This is a genomic window from Paraburkholderia sp. CNPSo 3281, from assembly GCF_024206515.1.
Classification (GTDB): Bacteria; Pseudomonadota; Gammaproteobacteria; order Burkholderiales; family Burkholderiaceae; genus Paraburkholderia; species Paraburkholderia nodosa.
In genome coordinates this window covers 107,564-129,543 of record NZ_JAMBPS010000010.1, presented here as the reverse complement: position 1 = coordinate 129,543, position 21,980 = coordinate 107,564, and the positions used below count along the sequence as shown (strand labels likewise).

18 protein-coding genes are annotated in these 21,980 nt (G+C 64.1%); 11 read left to right on the top strand and 7 right to left on the bottom strand.

Going from position 1 to position 21,980, the window contains the following annotated elements; translation table 11 throughout:
- Nucleotides 1-11 precede the first annotated feature (11 nt).
- Nucleotides 12-284 carry a formaldehyde-responsive transcriptional repressor FrmR gene (frmR, locus tag M3I56_RS13885; protein ID WP_028203886.1) on the bottom strand — a complete coding sequence of 91 codons (273 nt, stop codon included), beginning with the start codon at nucleotides 282-284 and terminating at the stop codon, nucleotides 12-14.
- A 167-nt stretch (nucleotides 285-451) separates the two neighbouring features.
- Between frmR and M3I56_RS13880 the strand changes: the two genes are divergently transcribed.
- The 4 genes from M3I56_RS13880 to M3I56_RS13865 are packed head-to-tail and all read left to right on the top strand — an operon-like array spanning nucleotide 452 to nucleotide 5,851.
- On the top strand, nucleotides 452-3,859 hold the full coding sequence (locus tag M3I56_RS13880) for an adenylate/guanylate cyclase domain-containing protein (protein ID WP_254354435.1): 3,408 nt from the start codon (nucleotides 452-454) through the stop codon (nucleotides 3,857-3,859).
- Nucleotides 3,860-3,907: 48 nt separating this feature from the next.
- Entirely contained in the window at nucleotides 3,908-4,969 is a 1,062-nt protein-coding gene (locus M3I56_RS13875) for a patatin-like phospholipase family protein (RefSeq protein WP_254354434.1), read from the top strand.
- A gap of 28 nt (nucleotides 4,970-4,997) precedes the next feature.
- Nucleotides 4,998-5,621, top strand: coding sequence for a hypothetical protein (locus tag M3I56_RS13870; protein WP_254354433.1), 624 nt, complete (start codon nucleotides 4,998-5,000; stop codon nucleotides 5,619-5,621).
- On the top strand, nucleotides 5,618-5,851 hold the full coding sequence (locus M3I56_RS13865; RefSeq protein ID WP_254354432.1) for a hypothetical protein: 234 nt from the start codon (nucleotides 5,618-5,620) through the stop codon (nucleotides 5,849-5,851). Before M3I56_RS13870 ends, M3I56_RS13865 begins: the two co-directional genes overlap by 4 nt.
- Here M3I56_RS13865 and M3I56_RS13860 read toward each other — a convergent pair whose 3' ends face one another.
- Both M3I56_RS13860 and M3I56_RS13855 read right to left on the bottom strand, forming a co-directional pair.
- A complete protein-coding gene (locus M3I56_RS13860) occupies nucleotides 5,852-7,714 on the bottom strand; it encodes a PAS domain S-box protein (protein ID WP_254354431.1) in 1,863 nt (620 codons plus the stop codon). It abuts the gene before it with no gap.
- Nucleotides 7,714-8,835: an ABC transporter substrate-binding protein gene (locus M3I56_RS13855; protein WP_254354430.1), complete on the bottom strand. Its 1,122-nt coding sequence runs from the start codon at nucleotides 8,833-8,835 to the stop codon at nucleotides 7,714-7,716. Before M3I56_RS13855 ends, M3I56_RS13860 begins: the two co-directional genes overlap by 1 nt.
- A 288-nt stretch (nucleotides 8,836-9,123) precedes the next feature.
- Here M3I56_RS13855 and M3I56_RS13850 point away from each other — a divergent pair, with 288 nt between their 5' ends.
- From M3I56_RS13850 to M3I56_RS13835, 4 genes are all read left to right on the top strand, one after another.
- Nucleotides 9,124-9,432 (top strand): hypothetical protein, encoded by a 309-nt coding sequence (locus M3I56_RS13850; protein WP_254354429.1) that lies wholly within the window; start codon nucleotides 9,124-9,126, stop codon nucleotides 9,430-9,432.
- Nucleotides 9,433-9,569: 137 nt separating this feature from the next.
- Nucleotides 9,570-11,081 carry a PAS domain S-box protein gene (locus tag M3I56_RS13845; protein WP_254354476.1) on the top strand — a complete coding sequence of 504 codons (1,512 nt, stop codon included), beginning with the start codon at nucleotides 9,570-9,572 and terminating at the stop codon, nucleotides 11,079-11,081.
- A complete protein-coding gene (locus M3I56_RS13840) occupies nucleotides 11,056-11,688 on the top strand; it encodes a response regulator transcription factor (RefSeq protein WP_028203894.1) in 633 nt (210 codons plus the stop codon). The genes M3I56_RS13845 and M3I56_RS13840 overlap by 26 nt, the downstream gene beginning before the upstream one ends.
- A 407-nt stretch (nucleotides 11,689-12,095) precedes the next feature.
- Nucleotides 12,096-12,308 (top strand): hypothetical protein, encoded by a 213-nt coding sequence (locus M3I56_RS13835; RefSeq protein WP_254354428.1) that lies wholly within the window; start codon nucleotides 12,096-12,098, stop codon nucleotides 12,306-12,308.
- A 30-nt stretch (nucleotides 12,309-12,338) separates the two neighbouring features.
- On the opposite strand, the gene M3I56_RS13830 is transcribed toward M3I56_RS13835, so the two are convergent.
- From M3I56_RS13830 to M3I56_RS13820, 3 genes are all read right to left on the bottom strand, one after another.
- Entirely contained in the window at nucleotides 12,339-12,677 is a 339-nt protein-coding gene (locus M3I56_RS13830; RefSeq protein WP_254354427.1) for a hypothetical protein, read from the bottom strand.
- Between the two features lie 249 nt (nucleotides 12,678-12,926).
- Entirely contained in the window at nucleotides 12,927-15,242 is a 2,316-nt protein-coding gene (locus tag M3I56_RS13825) for a sigma 54-interacting transcriptional regulator (protein WP_254354426.1), read from the bottom strand.
- A 141-nt stretch (nucleotides 15,243-15,383) separates the two neighbouring features.
- A complete protein-coding gene (locus tag M3I56_RS13820; RefSeq protein ID WP_254354425.1) occupies nucleotides 15,384-16,415 on the bottom strand; it encodes an AraC family transcriptional regulator in 1,032 nt (343 codons plus the stop codon).
- Nucleotides 16,416-16,787: 372 nt separating this feature from the next.
- Here M3I56_RS13820 and M3I56_RS13815 point away from each other — a divergent pair, with 372 nt between their 5' ends.
- The gene (locus M3I56_RS13815; protein WP_254354424.1) at nucleotides 16,788-19,112 is read left to right on the top strand and encodes a glycoside hydrolase family 3 C-terminal domain-containing protein; all 2,325 of its coding nucleotides are present in this window, start codon (nucleotides 16,788-16,790) and stop codon (nucleotides 19,110-19,112) included.
- Nucleotides 19,113-19,286: 174 nt separating this feature from the next.
- Here the strand turns inward: M3I56_RS13815 and M3I56_RS13810 are convergent, their stop codons facing one another.
- Nucleotides 19,287-19,724 carry an N-acetyltransferase gene (locus M3I56_RS13810; protein ID WP_254354423.1) on the bottom strand — a complete coding sequence of 146 codons (438 nt, stop codon included), beginning with the start codon at nucleotides 19,722-19,724 and terminating at the stop codon, nucleotides 19,287-19,289.
- Between the two features lie 379 nt (nucleotides 19,725-20,103).
- On the opposite strand from M3I56_RS13810, the gene M3I56_RS13805 reads away from it, so the two are divergent.
- Together M3I56_RS13805 and M3I56_RS13800 are read left to right on the top strand one after the other, a co-directional pair.
- Entirely contained in the window at nucleotides 20,104-20,925 is an 822-nt protein-coding gene (locus tag M3I56_RS13805; protein WP_254354422.1) for an ATP-binding cassette domain-containing protein, read from the top strand.
- Complete coding sequence (locus M3I56_RS13800) at nucleotides 20,922-21,962, top strand: ABC transporter permease (RefSeq protein ID WP_254354421.1); 1,041 nt, start codon at nucleotides 20,922-20,924, stop codon at nucleotides 21,960-21,962. Before M3I56_RS13805 ends, M3I56_RS13800 begins: the two co-directional genes overlap by 4 nt.
- The last annotated feature ends 18 nt before the right edge of the window (nucleotides 21,963-21,980 follow it).

Here is a 21,980-nt window from a genome sequence, read left to right as displayed (position 1 = left end):
CCCGCAGTGAGCTAGCGTAAATAGGTTCGAACGAGGGTCACGACATCGTCGATCGATCCTGGGGACTCCGCTGATCCCGCAAGGTGGGTGAATTCTTCGCGCAGGTGGCTTTCGAGCACACCGGCCATCACGCCGTTGATCGCGCCGCGAATCGCTGCCAGCTGCTGGAGCACCGGCGCGCAGTCCGCGCCTTCCTCAAGCGCCCGCTCGAGCGCGTCCAGCTGGCCGCGAACCTTGCGCACGCGCGTGAGCACGCGCTTCTTTTCTTCGGGGGAATGAGGCATGACGGCGGTGATTGAGGATACTGTGGGGCAGTATAGGCGAATACTGGCAGGGAGTATACGTTTGCATCGATGTTGCCAACGCCATGCCAGGTGAATATCGGGGCTGTTCCCTCAGGGCATGCGGCGCATAATGAGCCCATGTTGGTCCCTGGCCGCGACGAGGTTGTATGCGCTGCACAAACTGCGGATTCGAGAATCTCAACCAGGCCAGATTCTGCGAAGCTTGCGGGACCCTGCTCACGCGCACGTGTCCCCGTTGCGGGCATGAGGCCGCCGCCGCCGCCCGATTCTGCAACGAGTGCGGGGCGCAACTCGACGCGACGCCGGAGTCTGCGCGATCCACCGCGGAACCGCCACCTGCGCCAATTCATTACACCCCCCATCACCTGGCCGAGCGTATCCGTGCCGAGCACGTCGCCATGGAAGCAAGAGGCGAGACCGCAGGCGAGCGCAAGACCGTCACCGCGCTGTTCGCCGACATGGCCGGTTCCACGGCCTTGATCCACGGCCTCGACCCGGAAGAGGCGCACCATCTGATCGAACCCGTCGTCGCATTGATGATGGAAGCCGTCCACTATTACGAGGGCTACGTCGCCAAATCGCTGGGCGACGGCATCCTCGCGCTGTTTGGCGCGCCGATCGCTCACGAAGACCATCCGCAACGCGCGCTTTTCGCGGCCTTGCGGATGCAGCAGGCCATGCGCCGGCATGGCGACCGCATTCGGCTGGAAAAAGGCATTCCGCTGCAGATCCGTGTGGGCGTGCACACCGGCGAGGTCGTCGTGCGCTCGATCCGCACCGACGATTTGCACACCGATTACGACCCGGTTGGCCACACGATCCACATTGCATCGCGCATGGAGGGCATTGCCACGCCCACGTCGATCCTCGTGAGCGAATCGACTCACAAGCTCGCCGAGGGCTACTTCGAGTTCAAGGCGCTGGGGGCGGCCCAGGTCAAGGGCGTTCCCGAACCGCTTCCGGTGTACGAGGTGCTGGGCCCGGGCGCGCTGCGCACGCGACTGCAACTGGCTGCGCATCGCGGCCTCGCGCGCTTCGTCGGGCGCGAGGCGGAAATGGCCCACCTGAACCGGGCGCTGGAGACGGCGCGGGCGGGGCGGGGACAGGTCGTCGGCGTGGTCGGCGAAGCCGGTGTCGGGAAGTCGCGGCTCTTTCACGAATTCAAGGAGCGTTCCCGCCGAGGGTGCCTGGTGCTGGAAACGTTTTCGGTCTCGCACGGCAAGGCGTTCGCCAATCTGCCGCTGATCGAACTCCTGAAGAGCTATTTTCAGATCACCGCGCGCGACGATGAGCGGCGTTGCCGCGAAAAAGTCGTCGGCAAGGTGTTGACGCTCGAGCGCAGTTTCGAGGACCTCGTGCCTTATCTGCTGTATCTGCTCGGCACCGGGGAATCCGCGCCGGCGCTGGCGGACATGGACCCGAAGATTCGCCGCGACCGGACCTTCGACGCCATCACGCAGATTCTCACGCGCGAGAGCCAAAGCCAGCCTGTCGAGTTGCTGTTCGAAGACCTGCAATGGCTGGACCGTGAGACCGAGGCGTTCCTCGTCTATCTTGTCGAGCGCGTGCCGGGCGCCCGTATCCTGCTGCTCGTGAACTTCCGGCCGGAGTACCGGCCGGCGTGGGAATGCAGTCAGCTACGGCTCGAAGCGCTCGGACCGGGCGAAGCCCAGGGACTCCTGACGGTACTGCTCGGCGACGATGCGTCGCTCTCGCCCCTCAAGCAGCGCATTCTCGAAAAGACGGAGGGCAATCCGTTCTTCATGGAGGAAGTGGTGCAGACGCTCGCGGAGGAGCGCTCGCTGCTCGGCGAGCCGGGGCGCTACCGGATCGAGCGGACACCGGCCTCGCTGCACATCCCGACCACGGTGCAGGGCGTGCTCGCCGCGCGTATCGACCGGCTTCCGCTCGCGCAGAAGGACCTGCTGCAAACGCTCGCCGTGATCGGCAAGGACTTTCCGTTCAGCCTGATGCAGCGTATTTGCGGCGGACAGCTCGCGCGCACCGACGACGACCTGCGCGGGCTGCTCGCGCACCTCGAAGCCGCGGAGTTCATTTACGAGCGGCCGGCTTACCCGGAGGTCGAGTACTCGTTCAAGCACGCGCTGACGCAGGAAGTGGCGGGTCATTCGCTGCTCACGGAACGTCGCAGCGCGTTGCACGAGCGCACCGCGAAGGCGATCGAGGCGCTGTTTCCCACGCGCATCGCGGACTACTGCAGCGAACTGGCGCATCACTACAGCCTGAGCGGCAATATTCCGAAGGCGGTGGAATATCTGCACCGCGCGGGGCAGCAGGCGCTCAGGCATGCGGCCGACCCTGACGCGATGCATCACCTCGGCGCCGCCCTGGGTCTGCTCGAGCGATTGCCCGATACGCCCGCGCGCGCGTCCCGCGAGCTGACGTTGCTGCTGGCACTGGGGCCGGCCTTGATGAACGTGCGCGGCTATGGCGCGCCCGAGGTCGCGGCGACCTACACGCGCGCACGGCAGTTGGGCGAGCAGCTCAGCGAGACGCCGCAGCTATTTGCGGCGCTGCTCGGGTTGAGAATCCATAACATGACGCGCGCGAATTACGCGGTGGCGCGCGAACTGGGCGAGCGCATGCTACGCATGGCGGAGCATGCCGGGGATCTGGACTGGCTGCTGGAGGCCCACGGCGCACTCGGGGCGTGCCTCTTTCTGCAGGGCGAACTGGACGTGGCCGGTGCGCACCTGGAACAGGCGCTCTCCCTCTATGATCCCGAGCGCCATCAGGCCCATGTGTTCGCGCATGGCGTGGATCCCGGCAGCCGGGCGTTGAATTTTCTGGCCTTGATCCGCTGGTTTCAAGGCTATCCCGATCAGGCGCACGCGCGCAGCATGGAGGCGCTTGCGCTCGCGCGCAAGCTCGCCTACGGGCCGACGCTCGCATTCACGCTCGCTTACGTGGCCGAACTGCATCAGTTGCGGCGCGAGGCGCCGCTGGCGCGGGAGCGCGCCGAAGCGGCCCTCGCCGTTGCGAACGAACACGGCTTGCCGTACTGGCTCGCCTGGGGAACCATTTTGTCGGGCTGGGCGCGCATCGAACCGGGCAGCCTGCAGGAAGGCATCGCCCAGTTGCGCCAAGGCTTGCACGCCGAACAGTCCGCTGGCGGCGAGGAGCACCGCTCGTACTTTCTGGGCTTGCTGGCCGACTGCCAGGGCAGAGCCGGCGACGCAGAAGGCGGCCTGCGCACGCTGGCGCAAGCCATGGCGATCGTGGACACAACCGGCGAGCGTTTCTACGAGGCCGAATTGCATCGGCTCAAGGGGACCCTGCTGCCCGCTGCGTCGAGCGACGAAGCGCAAGCGTGCTTTCTCAAGGCGATTGCCGTGGCCCGCGCGCAGGGCGCGAGGTCGCTGGCGCTGCGCGCGGCTTCGAGCCTGGCGCGCCTCTGGCAGCGTGCAGGTCGAGCAGACGAGGCGAGGCAGGTGCTGTCCGCAATTCTCGACACGTTCACAGAGGGCTTCGACACCGCCGACCTGCGAGAAGCCAGGACATTGCTGGACACGCTCGTATCGAGCGATGCGTGAGCGATCGATGACGTGCATGGATGAGCGTGCCGCCCGAGGAGGCGACCCATGGCGACGAAGCGAACAAGAAGCCAGAAAAGCGATCATGACCCCGCGGCGCCCAGGCCGATCGCGCTCGCATTACAGGGCGGCGGGATGCACGGCGCGTTCACATGGGGCGTGCTCGACCGTCTGCTCGAAGACGAACGGCTCGCGATCGAAGGCGTGAGCGCGACCAGCGCCGGCGCCATGAACGGCGCGGTGCTCGCGTACGGGCTGTTACAGGGAGGCGTGGGCGGCGCGCGCCAGGCGCTGCACGACTTCTGGCAGGCGGTTGCCGAGTCGGCCGAGCGCTACAACCCGCTGCGCTGGGTGCCGTGGCTCAAGGGCTCGCACAGCTTCGGGCTCGATCATTCGCCGCTCTATGCGATCGCCGACATGATGCTGCGCGTGTTCTCGCCTTACCAGTTCAATCCGGGCAACCTGAACCCGCTGCGCCAGGTGCTCGAAAGCCAGGTCGACTTCGCCGCGCTGCGCAAGGCGTGCCCCATTCTGCTGTACCTGTGCGCGACTAACGTGGAGACGGGCAAAATCCGCCTCTTTACCGGCGAGGACATCTGCGCGGACGCCGTGCTCGCCTCTGCATGTGTGCCGACGCTGTTCCATGCGGTCGCGATCGCAGGCCAGCACTACTGGGACGGCGGTTATATGGGCAACCCGGCCATTTATCCGCTGATCTATCACTGCAAGACGCGTGACGTGGTGATCGTCCATATCAACCCGCTCGTGCGCGCCGGCGTGCCGGTCACGGCGGCGGACATTCTGAATCGCATCAGCGAGATCAGTTTCAATTCGTCTCTCATGCGCGAAATGCGCGCGATTGCGTTCGTCACCGAGTTGATCCAGCAAGGCAAGCTCGCTCGCGACGAGATGAAGGAAATGCTGATTCATTCGATCCGCTCCGACGCCGCCATGTGCGCGCTCAGCGTGTCGAGCAAGTACAACGCGGACTGGGATTTCCTGTGCGAGCTGCGCGACAACGGCCGCAAGGAAGCGGATGCCTGGCTCGCGCAGCACTACGCGGATATCGGCCAGCGCTCGAGCATCGACATTCGCGAGGAATTTCTCTGAGCATCGCGCAGTGCGCAAAGGAGCAGGGGTGAACCGCACGCAGGGACGCTTCGTCGAGTTATGGTCGCGCAGCGGGGGCGCGCGCGCCGAGGCCGTCTATGCCGATCTCGCGCGTCGTTATGGCGAAGCGGGGCGGCACTACCATACGTTGCGCCACGTGCGCCGCTGCCTGCGCGACTTCGATCAGGCGCGCGAGGCCATTGCGCATGGCGATCTCGTGGAGCTTGCGCTGTGGTGCCACGACGTGATCTACGTTCCGGGCGCCCAGGACAATGAGGAGCGCAGCGCGCAGTGGTTGCGGCGCTGCGCAGACGATCATATCGCGGCTTGCGAGCGCATTTGCGAAGCGATTCTCGCGACCCGGCACACCCGCGCGCCGGATGCACTGGATGCGCGCTTCGCGTGCGACATCGATCTCGCGTCGCTCGGCGCACCGCGCCGCCAGTTTCAGGACAACGGCCTGCGCCTGAGAGCCGAACGCCCGGACCTCGACGACCACGCGTACGCCATGCACGAGCGGCGGATTCTGGAAGCCCTGCTGGCGCGGCCGCGCATCTACCTGACCGATTACTTTCATTCGCATTGCGAGGCGGCGGCACGCGCCAATCTCGCGTGGCGGCTCGCGCAGCCGACGCCGGGCGCGGGAACATGAGGCGACTCGCGGCAAGGTCGCTCGTCATGCAGAAGTTCATCGAGCTGGCCTTGCCGAAACTGACGCCGGCGCAATGCGGCGAGATCCATGGGGCGCTCAGGCGAGTGCTGGAAGACGTCATGTCGGTCATGGACGACGTCACGCTGCCTGGCGCCTATCACGCCGCGTTTCTCGACAAGACCAACGAGATGCTGCGTGCGCTAGAAAAGCGCCAGGCGGATGAGGCATGACTACCTGAGTTCGTTGTCGGCGGTCAGGGCCCGACTGGCGTTTTCCGGCGTCTCATTGAACACGATGCGAACCGTCGATCCCGGCCCGTCCCGGCTCCCGATATGAAACTGCGCGCCGATCATCCGTGCGCGCTCCTGCATGCCCTGTAGCCCGTACGAATTGCCACGGATCGCTTTCGCCACGTCGAATCCGTTGCCGTCGTCATGGACCTCGAGTTCGAAGTGGTTATGGATGCAGCGCAGGACGACCTCCGCATGCGAGGCCTGCGCGTGCCGGCTGACGTTGGTGAGCGCCTCCTGGACGATGCGGAACACCGCCGTCGCGCGGTCGTCGCCCAATGACGGTTCACGGCCTTCGAGCCGGAACGTGCAGACCGTTGCGTTGTGCCGTGTGAAGTCCTGAACGAGCCATTCGAGCGCCGAAAGAAGGCCGAAGTTCAGCGCGGCCGGCCGCAGGTGGCTCGCGACGTTGCGCACGATGTCGATGGTGCGTTCAGCCAGCCCGCCGATGTCGCCCACCTTTTGTTTCCACTCGGCGCCCTGGCTCAGCGCGAGCTTGAGCAGGGACACATTGATCTTGATCGCGGTGAGCAATTGGCCCAGTTCGTCGTGAATCGTCATGGCGATCTGCCGCCGCTCTTCTTCGCGGATCGATTCCTGATGGGACGAAAGCTGGCGCAGCTGTTCGCGCGAATGCCGCAGCAGCTGCTCGGTTCGCGTGCGTTCGCGCACTTCCTCCTCGAGTTGATCGCGATGGCGCGTAAGGATCTCCATCGCCTGCTTGCGGCCCGAGATATCGGTCAACTGTCCTTCGAGGCATTGGGGTCCCGCGCCGTTGTAGCGTATGCCGCGGGCGTTGAGCTGACACCATACCGCGGTGCCGTCGGCGCGGGCCAGCTCGATTTCCAGCCCCGCGATCTTGCCGGTCAGTTGCAGCATCGCAAAGAGTTGGGCGGTCTTCCCGCTGGTGAATGGCTGTAGCGGAGCATGAACCGCGCTCGCGTCGTAGCCTCGCGCCGTCATCATGCCCCGAACGTCGCGATAGCCGAGCAGTTGAGCCATCGCGGGATTGGCGTCGCAGAGCTTGCCGTTGCGATCGAGGACGAAGAATCCTTCGAGTGAGTTCTCGATGATGCTGCGGTACTTGCGCTCGCTCTCCCTGAGCGATGCCGTCGAGTCGCGCAGCCGTTCCGCCATCACGTTGACGCGCGCGGCGAGCCGGCCCAGCTCGACACTGGATTCGATTGCGCAGCGGCTGTCCAGATCGCCGGACGCGATGCGGTCGACCATTTCCTCCAGGCGCCGGATGGGCTCGCGCACCAGGTGTTTGATGAGCAGAAAGGTCGTGACGTACAACACGGCGAGCACGAGCGCGAGTGTTCCCAGCACCGCCGCGCGCGCGGCCTCGAAGCCCCGGTCGGCGGCGGCCCTCGTCAAGACCACGCGGACCTCGCCGATCTTTTCGGGCGGCGCGTCGCCGGGCGGCGTGAATTCTATCGGCCGCACCCGAACCACGCGCGCCTGCGGGGCAGGCATCGGCGCGTTGCTCGCGTCGGCGAGCACGCCGTAGTTGGTCGCGGTCACGGTGAAGCTCACCACCTCCGGATTCGGTTTGAGCACATTCAGTTGCCGCGCGATCGCCTCGCGATCGACATTCCAGAGCGGCTGTGCGAGCGACTGACTGAAGAGATCGGCAATGCGGTTCGCGCGTTCGTCGAGTTCCGCGATCCGGCGTTCGCGCGCATGCTCCAGCAGGAAGAAAGCCGACGTGCCCGCCACCAGCGTACAGAGCACCAGCAGCGAGAGCATGAGCTGCGCATGCAGGCTGCGTGGGAAGCGCGCACGCAAAAGGGTTTGCAGCATCACGCGGCCTTTGAAGCGGAATTGAGCAGGGTGTCGAGATCGAACGTGTAGGCGCCGGCACGCCGGCTTTGCACGCGTGAGAAACCGCTGAAGTCGGGGGACGTGCGGCCTTGAAAGGCAATCTCGGCGTAACGCCTGGCGTCGCTGCTGTCGAGCACCTTCAGATAGTCGAGCCGCTGACGCGGTCCGCCCACTTGCGCGAAGTCCGCGCCGTAATGGTAGTCGTGAATGAGGACCATCGCGCAGGCGCCGATGAACTGGTCGCCTGCGACGATCGCGGCCAGCTCGCCGCGAATGACCGAAGCCACGGCTTCGGGCAGCGCACCGAGGCCGCCGACGATGGTGGACAGATGCCGTTCCTGCACCGCACTCATTGCGCCAAGCGTCATCGTATCGTTGGCAGCCCAAAGGATATTGGCGTCCGGATAGCGCGAGAGCAGCACGCGCGCCTTGTCGCGGCCGTCGGAAAAGCTCCAGTCGCCATAGACGAGCTGATCGATGCGGTCCTGCGGCCGGCGCGCCAGCGCGGCCTGCACGCCCGCGGCGCGCTCCGCCGAAACCGGCGTGGCAGGGTCGCCGGTAATGCCGATCACGCGTGCGGGCCCGCTGCCGTTCAAGCGGATCAGGTAGTCCATGAGCCGAAAGCTTCCGCGCCCGGCATCGGCGGTGACGGTGCCGATCCAGTTCGCGATCCGTTCGCGCTCGTTGCCGGTCTGGGCACGCTGGGCTTCGGTCAGATCGTTGTGGATCAACAGCACTTTGGCGGCCGAGCGCGCCAGCGTTTGCAGCATCTGGGGCGCGGCCATCTTTTCGTTGACGATCACCACATAGTCGGGCGCCGCCGCACGCGCCGCCACCGATTCGGCCTGACGCAGCATCAGCAGATGATCGCGCTCCGCATAAAGCACTTCGAGTTGCATGCCGAAGCGTCTGGCAGTCGCACCCATGAAGCGCGACACGAGTTGCCAGTGCTGGCCCGTATCGTGTTCCACGCTTTCGCCGGGATTCAGAAATACGACGCTTGCTGGCGGGCGGCTGACCGGCAACGCCATGGTCGCCCGCATCGTTACCAGGCTCGCGCCTATACCGACGCATTGCGCGATCATCTGTCTTCTGTTCATACGAAATCTGCGTATGCCATGCGCGGCATTGTGTGGAACCGAAGGGGCAGTCGCGCGCAGCATAACGCGACGTAATCTCGCCGACAATCCGCTTTACTTCGGGCGAGGACGGGAATTCGCGGCGGACATTCAAGGGTGCGATTGCCGGTTGAAGTCCGCCATTCAGGATTTCCTGACACAAAATTCAGAATTCCCCTTTACCGTTTGCAGTCGAAGACGACTGCACGCGATCATTGGCGGGATCATCATGACGTCAGCAAATTTTCGAAGCAGCAGAGGCGACGCGCGATGATTTCCGAGTGGGGCGACCGTAAGGCGCGCGTGCAGGACGTGAACTCGATCTGCATGCGCCTGTTCGATACATGGTGCGAATCCCGCAATCTCACGCCGCTGGCTTATTTGATGCACTGCTGGCCGCTGCCGGACAGCCGCGCGGGCACGATCCGGCGCTTGCAGGAAAGCATGAAAGACTTGCGCCGCAACCATGCGGACAAGCTCGATCTGTATGCGTTATACGCGCTTGGCGAACTCGCTAGCAGTCTCGACGAACTGATCGACCGTGCGGAAATCTCTGCAAGACATTCGTTCGCCACGTAGGGCGCCTGGAGCCTGGAGGGCTGACGGGGGCGCGGAATCCGTATTACCCGCATCCGTGATAAAGGGTTGCCGAAGGGCCATGGCTTTGGCGACGAGGACAAAACAAAGCAACCAGGGCCGGAGCAACCGTGGGCAAGATGACTGACTCGCAGGCCACGACAACGAACGCCTGCACGATTCTGGTCGCGGGCGGTACGCCGAACGAGACCCGTTTGATCGCCGATCACCTCGTATGGGAGGGCTTCGAGGTGCTCGCCGCGAACAGCGGCCTCGAGGTACTGGAGCGTTCGTGCGTCTCCCAGCCCGAACTGATTCTGCTCGATTCAGAGGCCGCCAGCGTGGGCGCGCTGGCCACCTGCCGCAGCCTGAAGTCGGACGCGCGCACGCGCGATATTCCGGTGGTGCTCATGATGCCGGCAGGCCATCATCGCGACCTGGCCGATGGTCTCAGCGCCGGCGCAGCCGACCATGTGCGCAAGCCCGTGCACGTCGAGGAACTGATGGCCAGGGTCCGCACGCACCTCGCGTTGCGTTCGGCCCACCGCCAGCTCGGCATGCAGCAGCGCGGCCTCAAAGCGTGCGAAACGCGTTTTCGCGCGATCGTCGAATCGGGCCCGGTGGCCATGGGCATTACCTCGATGCCCGACGGCCATCTGCTCTATGCCAACGCACGGTTTCGCGAACTGCTGCGCCTCGATGAAGCGGCGTGCAAGAACGTCAATATTGTCGACTTCTACGTCGACCCGCTGGAGCGCGAAAGACTGGTGCGTTGTCTCGCGGCGCAAGGCAGCTTCGGCGACGCCGAGGTGAAACTGCGTCGGCCGGACGGGACGCAGTTCTGGGCCATGGCGACGGCACGGCTGTCGAACTACGATGGCGCACCGGCCATCTACGTGGGCCTGCACGATATTTCCGGCCGCAAGCGCGTGGAAGACGAACTCGTGCGCTCGCGCGAGCAGCAGCGGGCCCTGTCGGCCTATCTGGAGGGGATTCGCGAAGACGAGCGCAAGCGCAGCGCGCTGGAGATTCAGGACGAACTGGGCCAGTTGCTGACCGCGCTGAAAATGGATGTCTCGCTGCTGAGGATGCGGCTCACCGACGATCCCGAGGCCGTCGGCCGGGCCGACGACATGCGCGAACTGGTCGAAGGCACGATCTGGATGGTCCGCAACGTCGCAAGCCACCTGCGGCCCGCTGCGCTAAACTTCGGCCTCGTTTCGGCGCTCGAATGGCTGACCAGTCAATGGAGCCGGCACAACGCCATCCCGTGCGAACTGCACATGGCAAGCGGCGAGCCCGCCTTGTCGGACATGCAGGCCACGGCGCTCTTCCGCATCGTGGAGGCTGCGTTGACGAACGTCGCGCGCCACGCGGCGGCGCAGCGCGTCGAGGTCGCGCTCACTACGGGGCCCGGCTCGCTCGACTTGCGTGTGCGCGACGACGGCCGCGGCTTCGACGTGGCTGCCGCGTATGCAAGGTACGCATACGGCCTGCTTGGCATGACAGAGCGCGCGCGACTGATTGGTGGTACGTTGAGCATCGACAGTCAGCCCTGCAAAGACCTGACTATTGGCATTGCGTCTGGCACCACGATTTCGATCCACGTTCCGCTTGAAAACCCCCATGATCAGAATACTCATCGCCGATGACCATGCCATCGTGCGTGGCGGACTCAAGCAGATCCTCGCGACGACTGCCGACATGGTCGTGACCGCGGAGGCCGGCCAGGGTTCGGAGGTGATCGAAAAGCTGAGGACCTGCGAAGTCGACCTGCTGCTGCTGGACATGACGATGCCGGGCATCAGCGGCGTCGATCTCATCCGTCGCGTGCGCGCCGAGGAACCTGCGTTGCCGGTGCTCGTGCTCAGCATCCACAACGAAGCCCAGGTCGCATCGCGAGCGCTGCGGGCCGGCGCGACAGGCTATGTGACGAAGGACAGCGATCCCGAGGTGCTGCTCGCCGCGATTCGCAAGCTCGCGGACGGCGGGCGCTTTATCGACCCGAAACTCGTGGACGCCATGGTGTTCGAGAAGCATGCGGGCGACGTGCCCCCGCACGAGGTGCTCTCGGACCGCGAATTCCAGGTGCTGCAGATGCTGGCGTCGGGCAAGAGCATCAACGATATCGCCGATGCGTGCGCGCTCAGCGCCAAGACGATCAGCACGCACAAGATGCGGCTGATGCAAAAGCTCGGGCTGGGCAATAACGCGGAGGTGATCCGCTATGCGATCCGGCATGGTCTGGTCGGCGAGTGACGCGCGGCGAGAAGGAAATCCTGACAAGCGAACCAGACAATCCCGAGGGAACTATCTACCCGTCCCGATGGCGGCCGGTTTTACGGCTGTCTACGATGATTTCACATGAAGCGTGGGGGGCGGCGATGGCGGTGCGGCAGTCGTTGGGGGCAGCAGTCGTGAAGTGGCTGAACCCCACCAGCAGACAGACAGTGCGGGTCGTGACGGTGCATCGTTCGCCGTCCGGGCGGATCGCGAGCGTATTCATCGAGGCGCAGACAGCGGACGGACCGCGCGCGCTTTTTTTCTTCCGCCATCCCGACCGGGGATGGCAAGTGTTTCCACCCGATATCCTGCGTCCTTCGATGGGCGCAGCACGTGTAGCGACAAGAATATAGCGGCGGGCAGGCCGCGAGCGGAGATTGCGCATGGAAGAGATCGCGCCAGACGAATTGCCGTCCCCCTATGAAACGGAGCTGCGCGAGTGGATGAGCCGGTGGTACGACCACGCGATTGCACAAGGGCTCGTGCGTCCGCCGTTCTTGCTCGACGACGCCAAGGCCGAACGCCTCGAAGGCTATTTCTCCGCCGGACTGACGCCATCGGAAGGTGCGCAGGCTTTCTTCGGCCCTGCGCATTGACTGGCGCCTTCGTCAGGGTGGATCGGGCGCTCATGCGACCTTGAGCTGATCCAGCAAGTGCCGAAGTCGCCGGGCCTGGGCGGGCATGATCTCCGGAGTGGACGCGATGCGCTGGACGCGATCGAGCCAGTAGCGCTGGCCGAACACGGCGATGTTGCCGTCGAAGGCGATGGCGATTTCGAGGTGCGTGATGGCGCCGTCGAGATTTTTCGCCGTATACGGACTGACTCCCTGTGCCCCGGTTTTCGCGTCCTCGCGTGCGGTCACACGCTTCGCATCTAGATTGGCGGACTGCGGACGCTGCGATGTTTCCCGTTCAATTGCAATTATCATTATTTTGCCTTGCCGTCGAAGATATTCGCCATCCACGCGTATTGCGCTCTGTTCATCGACCCCGTCGTGGTTTCGTGCGCGTGTCGGCTTTCTTTCTGGTCCCGAATATTCAACAGTAAGCAACGATCGTGCCCGCGCTGCGCAGCCCCGTGGTGACGGGTTACGGCAGCGCGTGGGAGGGCGGGGCAGGACGATTTCGACCGGAGAAATCGCCGGGAGTGGACGATTCCGTCCAGTTCCCAGCGTGGCGTGGCTTGGGTGACGTCGTGGCGTAACTTGCGCGGCTTAGCGGCCCGCGGCGGGTCCCTGCTCGCCCGGGTCGGCAGACGCTTCATGGCGCAGTTCGGCCAGCAACGCGATAGCGTCCGCTATGCGGCGGGTGGAATCAGCCGATTGATCCCGCAACGCGCGGGCGAGCGTGTCGATCGCTTCGCTGCGGCGGCCCGTGGCGCGCAGGAGGTTGGCGAGATAGCGCGCGGCCTCCACGCGCGCGGGCACCGAACCGAACGCGAGCGCCGTCGAAAGGGCGGTGCGCAATCCCTGCTCGGCAGACGTCAGATCGCCGAGCGCCCACTGCGCCCGCGCGCGGGTGACCAGCAGTTCGCCAAGGTGGGCGCGCTCCTGGCGCGCGAGGGTTTCGTCGACCGCGGCGGACAGCATCGTTGCGCATTGTTGTGCGCGGCCGGATCGCAGCAGGACTTCGCCGTGTTGCCACATCTTGAAGGAATGGAACAGCGCGCCGCCGTTGCAGACCATGTGGTTGTCGTAACCGTCGAGCATCACGGCTTCGGCTTCCGCGTTCAAGCCTTGCGCGCTGAGATCGACGCCGCGGAAGATCTGGCCCATGCCGCGATAGAAAGGGAAGCCGTTGGCGATCGACACCGATTCGAGTTCGCTCGCGAGCGGCCCGCTCCGCTGATCGTCGAAAAGGGACGCCAGCCACGCGGCGCCCTGCAGGTTGAGAACGTGCGCCAATGCATGCGCACCCGGCTCGCCCGCGCGCAGGATCAGCATATCCATCGCGCGCCGGGCTTGCCCGAACTCGCCGATCTGGTAGGCGGCCAGCCCCTCGAATGTCAACGCGAGGCTCGCCAGATCGATTCCCTGCGAACCCGTGCGCGCATCGTCGCGCGTCACGCCGAGCAGATTGCCGCGCGCGAGGCAGGCGAGGGCTTCTTCGCTGTCGCCTAGCCAGTAGAGCGTGTTGGCCATGGCGACGTGCGCTTCGTCGAGCGACACGCGGTCCCCGCTGTTCTGGGCGCGCTGCAGCATCTCCTGTGCGCTCGCGCGCGCCTGCTTGAGCTGGAGCGTCGTCAACTGGGTCGTCCAGACGCCGAACTGGATCGCCGCGATTTCACCAGGCTCGCAGATCCCTTCTCCGACCTCGAGCGCCGCCGCGTAGCAGGCCGTGGCTTCTGCGTACAACCAGCCATGCACGCTGCGCAGGCTCATGCCGAGCAGCCGGTAGGCATCGAACTGGGCGCGGCGCGCGCCGGCCTCGTCGCGGCTCGTCTGCAGCACGTCGAGGCAACGCCGCAAATGGGGAATGGCCTCGGCGAAGCGCGCCGCATCGATCAGCGCCATCGCATGTTCGAGACTCTTGTGCGCTTCGCGATGGTGTTCCTCGCGCGACTTCAGGCGGCGTTCGACTGTTTTGCGACCGACCCCGAGCAAGGTCGCGGCGGCGCTCTTGTTCCCCGTGGTCCGCTCCAGCGCGCGGTCGATGAGGAGGTCTTCGGCGGCGGCGAGTTTGTCGCGTCCCTCGAGTTGCAGCAGCATGTCGGCGAGCGCGGCGCGCGAAACCGCTCCGGCCGTTTCGCTGAGCAGAAACGGTTCGAGCGTGTCTTCCTCGATCAGCGGCTTTTCGGCAAGCACGCTCAGCTGGCTGACCAGGTTGCGCAATTGCCGGATGTGGCCCGGCCAGGCATGCCGGCCGAGCCGCCGCAGCGCAGCCGGCGAAAACTCGATGCGGCGCTCCTGTTGCGAGGCGAAATGGGCGGCGAGCGCAGGAATGTCCTCGACGCGCTGGTCGAGCCCGGGCACGGCCAGCACGAACACCGCGAGCCGGTAGAACAGGTCTTCGCGAAACAGCCCCTGGCGCGCCAGTTCGCGCAGATCCCGGTGCGTCGAGGCGACCACGCGCCCCTCGAAACGCACGCTCGACGAGGCGCCGACCGGGCGGAACGTCCGCGTTTCCAGCGCACGCAGGAGCTTGGGCTGCAGCGCGAGCGGCAGCTCGCCGATTTCGTCGAGCAGCAGCGTGCCTTTGCCGACCTGCTGCAAGAGCCCGGGACGACTTTCGCCGGCGCCGGTGAAAGCGCCTTTGACGTGCCCGAACAGTTCCGCTTCGACGAGGTGCTCGGGAATCGCCCCGCAGTTGACGTCAACGAACGGTTGATCGCGGCGCAGGCTGCGCCTGTGCACGCGGCGCGCGACCAGTTCCTTGCCCGAGCCCGTCGGCCCGATGATGAGCAAGGCGTGATCGGTGGGCGCGACGCGATCGATCATCCTGACCAGCTGACGAAACGCCGGCGCCTCGCCAATCAACGCGTCGTAGTCCGCTTTTTCTCCGGAAAGGGGAACGAAGGGGAAAGTACTCATTGCCTCGTGGACTCCAGATTAACGCGCGGCATGCTTTTATGATTGTCCCGGAGTCTGCGATCGGAGACCGCGCATCGATCCCGCCCTCCGCCTTTCGGTTCGAGGGCGGACAACGCAGGCGCAGTCTGTCGAGAAAGCTCACTAGAACCTGCAGTTTTCGAACTTGTAGCGCGAAGGGGACTTGCCGCTGTTCTCGAGAAAGAAACGCGAGAACGCGGAGGGAGAAGAAAAGCCGAGAAGATCGCTAACCGCGGCCACCGAATAATCGGCCAGCGGCAGCAACCGCCTGGCCTCCTCGAGCCGCGCGTGAGCCAGGATCGCCTGGAAGTTCGTCCCTTCACCCTGCAAGCGCCGGTGCAGGGTCGAGCGTGAAATGCCAAGGCGGCCGCAGACCTCCTCCATGGGGTTCGAAAACGGCAGGCCGGAATGCGCCTCACGAATCATCTTCGTCACGAAATCTTCGATTCTCGAAGAAAACGAATGGCCGACAACGAAGCGTCGGATATCGGCATCGGCCTGCCCGCAGAGTATGTTTTCGGTGATCTCGTTGTACTTGCGATACGGCAGGTCCGCCGCTCCCGTTTTTATCAGCATGCGGTTGCGGCTTTGCCTGAATTTCACCGTCGCGCCACACAGGTGCGAGAGCTGGGAGACGGGCGCAAACGATTCGCCGGTCAGCTCGATCTGGGTGGGATAGGGCTCGTCGTCGTTGTACTGCCCGGCGAGGCGAATGAGCAGCAGGAAATTATAGAAAGCGCTCGACGAACTTCTGCGCGGGCCGTCCAGAACGTATTCGAATTCGAACGTCTGGCCTGCCCGCTTGACCTTCACAGAATCGACATTTCCGATCAACACCCGGTAGCGCAGAAACTGGTCAAAGGCCTTCGTCAACGTCGGGCTATTCGTGACGATGGCCAATAACGTGCTAATGGGTGCGCGAAAGGAATAACTGGAGATAATTTCGAGCCGCTCCGAAGCCTGGTAGCCAGGCTCCAGCAGATTGAGCATCGCAATGTGCTTGTGAGCGGGGATGCGCCCGTCCGGATGGGCGAGTTCCGCCTCCGTTATGCCGGTGAGGCGCGTGAAATCGTGCGGCGACATGCCGTGTTCGACGGCGGACTTGAGCGAGAGTTGGGCAAGGACGTTTGAAACGGTCTTTTGATCGGTCGTCATGGGAGACACCATGGAACGGAGAAACGTCGCCTCGGCTAACCGCTGGTAGCTGGTGACTTTAGCATCCTTGCTGCAATCCTCAAACGGCCCAATGGGTCCGGATATCGAATCCGCATGAATCGATATCGCCGTAAACCGCCTGCAAGGTAACGACGAAATGGCACTCGGCGCGGGGTTAAGGCAAACCCTGGTGCCGCGACGCAAGGTTAAGTTCCGCGACGGCACGATAAGCGCAAACGTTTCGCCGGGTGCTATCGTCATCTCGCTACGTAGGGCAATTCAACATAAAACTAGAAGAAAAATGTAGTCCGATTACGGTCCCGCAATCCCGCGGGTCATCGCTCATGCAATCGGCAAAACAGGAGAGACACGGTGAGGAATGCGAAGCAAATAGCGGTTGCAGTCGCCGGCGCGTTGTGTGCCGGCTCCGTGGCGTACGCGGATCAAGCCGCCAGCAGCAATACATGGGGCGCCAGCCCATTTTCGATGGTGGAGCAGTTCTTTTCCCATGCTTCGGGTGCGTCACAGCCGGCCTTTGACTGGAAGGTGAAGGGCGACCAGGCCGACAGGCGCGCGGCAGTCCTGGTCTCGCAACTGACGCTCGACGAAAAGATCCAGTTGGTGCACGGAACGGGCATTCCCACTGTCGGGCTGGGCGGCCCGTTTCCTTCGTGGGTGCAGGGCGCCGGTTATATCCCCGGCGTCAGCCGTCTGGGCATTCCGCCGTTGGCCACGGCGGATTCGGCTGGCGGCGTGAACGTGCAGAACGCGCATACCACGGCCTTTCCCGCACCGATCGGGCTCGCCTCGAGCTGGGACGTGGCGCTCGCGGGGGCCTACGGGACGCGTATTGCCCGTGAGCTGCGCGTGCTCGGCTATGCGGAAGGACTGGGTGGCGGCGTCAATCTCGCTCGTGAGCCGCGCGACGGCCGCACGTTCGAGTACATGGGCGAGGACCCCGTCCTGACCGGCACGATGAGCGCCGCGCGCACCATGGGCACGCAGTCGCAGGATGTGATCGCAACGGTGAAGCACTACGCGATGAACGACCAGGAAACGAACCGGATGACGAGCAATTCGGTGGTCGACGAAAGGACGATGCGGGAAACGGAGCTGCTCGCCTTCGAGATTGCCGTGCGCGAGGGGCACCCTGGCAACGTGATGTGCTCGTACAACCTGGTCAACGGCGTGTATGCCTGCCAAAACCCGGAACTCCTCACGACCATCCTGAAGCAGGAGTGGGGATTCAAGGGCAAAGTGCAGTCGGACTGGACGGCCAACCATAGTACCGTCGCCTCCGCGATGGCGGGTCTCGACGAAGAGCAGCCAGGCGATCTCGGCACGGCTGGGGCGGGCTTCGGCATTCAGTCGTATTTCAGCAGCGCGCTCAAGGCCGCGGTCCAGGCCGGTAGCGTTCCGGTCGCCCGTCTGAATGACATGGTCTTTCGCAAGCTGCGCACCATGATCGCCCTTGGCGTCATGGACAACCCGCCAACCCCAGGCGGCTCGGTCGACCAGACGGCTGGCAACCGTGACGCGCTGGCGGTGGCGCACGAGTCGATCGTTCTACTGAAGAATGGACCGGCGTCGGGCAGCAACCAGCCGGTCCTTCCGCTCGCCGCCGGCGGCCTGCACTCGGTCGTCGTGATCGGCGGCCATGCCGATGTCGGCGTGATGTCCGGAGGCGGGTCGGGAGGCGTGCCCGCGGCAGACGGCAATGCGGTGTCGGGATGCCAGTCCGGCAACCCGCTGCTTTCGAATTGCGCGACCTGGTACAAGTCCTCGCCGTACAACGCGATCAAGGCCAAGGCGCCTCAGGCCACGGTGACGTACTTCGACGGCACGAACGCCACCGCCGCGGCTAGCGCAGCCGCCAGCGCCGATGTCGCGATCGTGTTTGCCACGCAATGGGAAAGCGAGGGCACGGATCTGGCGAACCTGTCCTTGCCGGACAACAAGGCGGACCCGAGCAATCAGCTTTACGACCAGAATGCGCTGATCAACGCGGTGGCTGCGAAGGCCAAACGGATCATCGTGGTGCTGGAGAACGGCAGTCCCGTCACGATGCCGTGGCTCGCCAGCGTTCACGGCGTCGTGGAAGCGTGGTATCCGGGTGTGCAAGGCGGCCAGGCGATCGCGGACATTCTGTTCGGCGACGTGAATCCGTCCGCGAAGCTGCCGATCACGTTCCCGCGCCAGGAAGCCGATCTGCCGCAGCCGACCATCGACCCCAACAACCTGAACGTTGTCTATAGCGAAGGACTCCTGATGGGGTACCGTTGGTACGATGCGAAAAACATCGACCCGTTGTTCCCGTTTGGCTATGGGCTTTCCTATACGACTTTCTCGTACTCGGGGCTCAGGACGCATACCGATCAGGGCGGCAACGTAATCGCCTCGTTCACCGTCGCCAACACGGGCTCGCGTGCCGGCGCCGAAGTCGCCCAGGTGTACGCCACGCTGCCGCCGGGTCTGGGCGAGCCGCCGCAGCGCCTGGTGGGATGGACGAAGGTCGCCTTGCGGCCTGGGCAGTCGCAACAGGTGAGCGTCGTCATCCCGGCGCGGCGCCTCGCGACGTGGAACGCCACCACGCACGCGTGGCAGGTGCATGGCGGAAGCTACGAGATCCGCGCCGCGTCGTCGTCGCGTGATACGAACGCGTTGTCGGCACGCGTTGTCGTTGGCGATATGCACTGAGGCGGGGGCGGCCTGGGCGGACTGGGGGCCCAGGCCTTGTGGACACTGCCGGCTTCCGCCCGATACCTTCGGCCGGCAAACGACCGCATCGCAGGTGCTCGCGGCACGCCACCGCCATCGGCCGGTCGAGGGCGAGGCTGCAGCAAGCGGACGCGAGCGCCTCCTTGGGCGGCGTTACCGCCGCCTCATCAGCAACGACGTGTCAGTCGCATCGACCACCTGAAACGCGAAGCGCTGGTAAAGGCTTATCGCCCGATTTCCCTTCAGAACGCTGAGTTTGACCGGTACGCGAGCGTCGTCCGCCTGGCGTAGAAAATCACCGAGAATATGGGCCGCGATACCGCGACCCTGATGTTCGGGCAGGATCTGGATTTGCACGATGGTCCATGCGTCCGGGTCGCGAAAGAATTTGAAGAGTCCGAGTTTTTCCGAGCCGCAACAGATGACATAAGCGTCGTTGTAGCGATAGCGCAGACGCTCCCAATGCGCGCGCTCGTCGGTCGCTTCGCCCGCGCGTTCCAGGTGCTCGTTCATCGTTGCCCTGCGTAATTCGAACAGAAATGGCTCGTCGGCGGGCGTCGCTGCGCGAAGTGTGAATTCAGGTTGATTCATTCGTGGCGGTCGAAACTGGCATAGGCGGGCCCGGTGATTGTTGACCATCTCAAACTCGTTGTCGACCTCGATGCCGTGGTAGCGAACGGCGCTGTCGTGCCTCCTGCACGAGTTGCCGTGTCAGAGGAGATGCGCAAAGTTTGCTATCAATTGTGGCGCGTCTGAATCCCTTACATTCCGTTATTCAGATGCCGAGGACTAGTGGTTTCCCGATGAAATAAGGGGTCTCGTCAGGCGATTCTTGAACTAGACTGTAAATCTTGCTGAATTCCAGAGACTTTCCAATGTAAGTTGATGCGGCGATCGATAAGCAAGGGGAAAGTTTTATGGCTATCGTCGTACACAACATCCCTGTAGGTCATTTACGCCGGAGCGTAGCGTGACGGCGAGCGATGCCACGCGCGCGACGAGCGACTGGCGGCATATCGTGCGCGCGCAGGGCATCAGCCTGTCCTACGGCAAGATACGCGCGCTTTCCGGCATCGACCTCGCCATTGGCCGCAACGAGATCGTCGGCCTGATCGGCGATAACGGCGCGGGTAAATCGACGCTCATCAAGGTGCTGACCGGGGTCGTGCGGCCGAGCACGGGCAAGCTGTTCATCCGCGACGAGGAGGTCGACTGGAGCCGCTTTTCCGTGCGCGAGGCGCACCGGTTGCGCTTCGAGACGGTGTATCAGGAGAAATCGCTCGGCGAGAAGCAGCCGCTGTGGCGTAATTTTTTTGTCGGCCGGCAGATCACCAACCGATTCGGTTTTATCAATGTTGCCGAAGAGCGGCGCATAGCCAACGATATTCTGAAGCAACAACTCGGTTTTCGCGGCGTGGGGATTGACGCGGATTCGTTGATCGCGAAACTTTCCGGTGGCGAGCGCCAGGGCGTCGCGATCGGACGGGCGATGCATTTCGACAGCGATCTGATCATTCTCGATGAACCCACGGTGGCGCTTGCCATCAGCGAGGTGCGCAAGGTTCTCGACTTTGTGCGCTCCATTAAGGAGTCCGGCCGCGCCTGCATCTACATCGAACATAACCTCGCTCATGTGCACGAACTCGCCGATCGGCTGGTCGTGCTCGATCGCGGCCGCATCGTCGCGGACATCAAGTCAGGTGAAATGAGCCTCGAAGACCTGACGCGGTTCCTGATTTCGCTACAGCAAAGCGGGCACGGCCCGGCGCCGGTTGCGGGGACAAGGACGTGAGCGATCCGATAAAAGAAAAGCGGCCGGTGCGCCTGGTGGGTTTGCGCCTGCCGGGTTTTGCCCGCATGGAGGGATTGCCGAGCCTGGTCGTATTTGCGCTGGTGGTCGGCCTGTTCATGGCAACCGCGCCACGCGTCTTTTTGGGCTGGCCAATCTACTTCTCCTTCCTGACCACCGTGCCGCCGCTGGTGGTGCTGGCAATCGGGCTGACGCTGGTGATTGCGGCAGGGGAGATCGATCTGTCTTTCCCCTCGGTGATGGCATTCTCGGGCTTTCTGTTCGCCTGGTGCGTGAACACCACCGGATCCGCCTGGCTAGCCATTATTGCGGCGTTGGCGGGCGGTGCGCTGGTCGGCGTGGTGAACGGGGTGTTGGTCGCCGTGGTCGGCATGCCGTCCATCATCGTGACGATTGGCACACAGTTCCTCTGGGCCGGTGTCGCATCGATCCTTTCCGGCGGGCTCTCCTATGCTCTGCAGCAGCTCGCCAGCGGTTCAGCCTATGCAGTATTCACGGGCACGCTGTTCGGTTTGATCCCGATGCAAGCGCTCTGGGCGCTCGGCCTCGCCGTGTTCATGTGGTTCATCCTCAATCGCCACCGTTTCGGCGAGCACGTGCTGTTCATCGGAGATAACCGCAACGTGGCGAAGGTCGTGGGCATCAACGTGCTGCGTGAGACGGTGAAACTGTTCACGCTGATGGGGGTGCTGGCCGGTTTCGCCACGGTCCTGCTCACGCTCGAGAATCTGAACTACTTCTCGACTCAGGGGCAAGGCTACCTGCTGCCGGCGCTGGCCGGCGTGTTCATCGGCGGAACCTCGGTGTTCGGCGGCACGGCGACGATCGTGGGCACATTCTTCGGCACTTTCGTGATTGGCATGCTGGAGGCAGGAATCGTTGCGACCGGTATCGCCGGCTTCTGGGTTCAGGCGATCGAAGGGGTGGTGTTCATCGTCGCCGTGATCCTGCATTTGTTGGTCGAGAATCCCGCCAGGCTGCGCGCGCTGCGCGAAAGATTGAGGCTTGGGCGGCGATAAAGCCGTTAAATCAGGAGA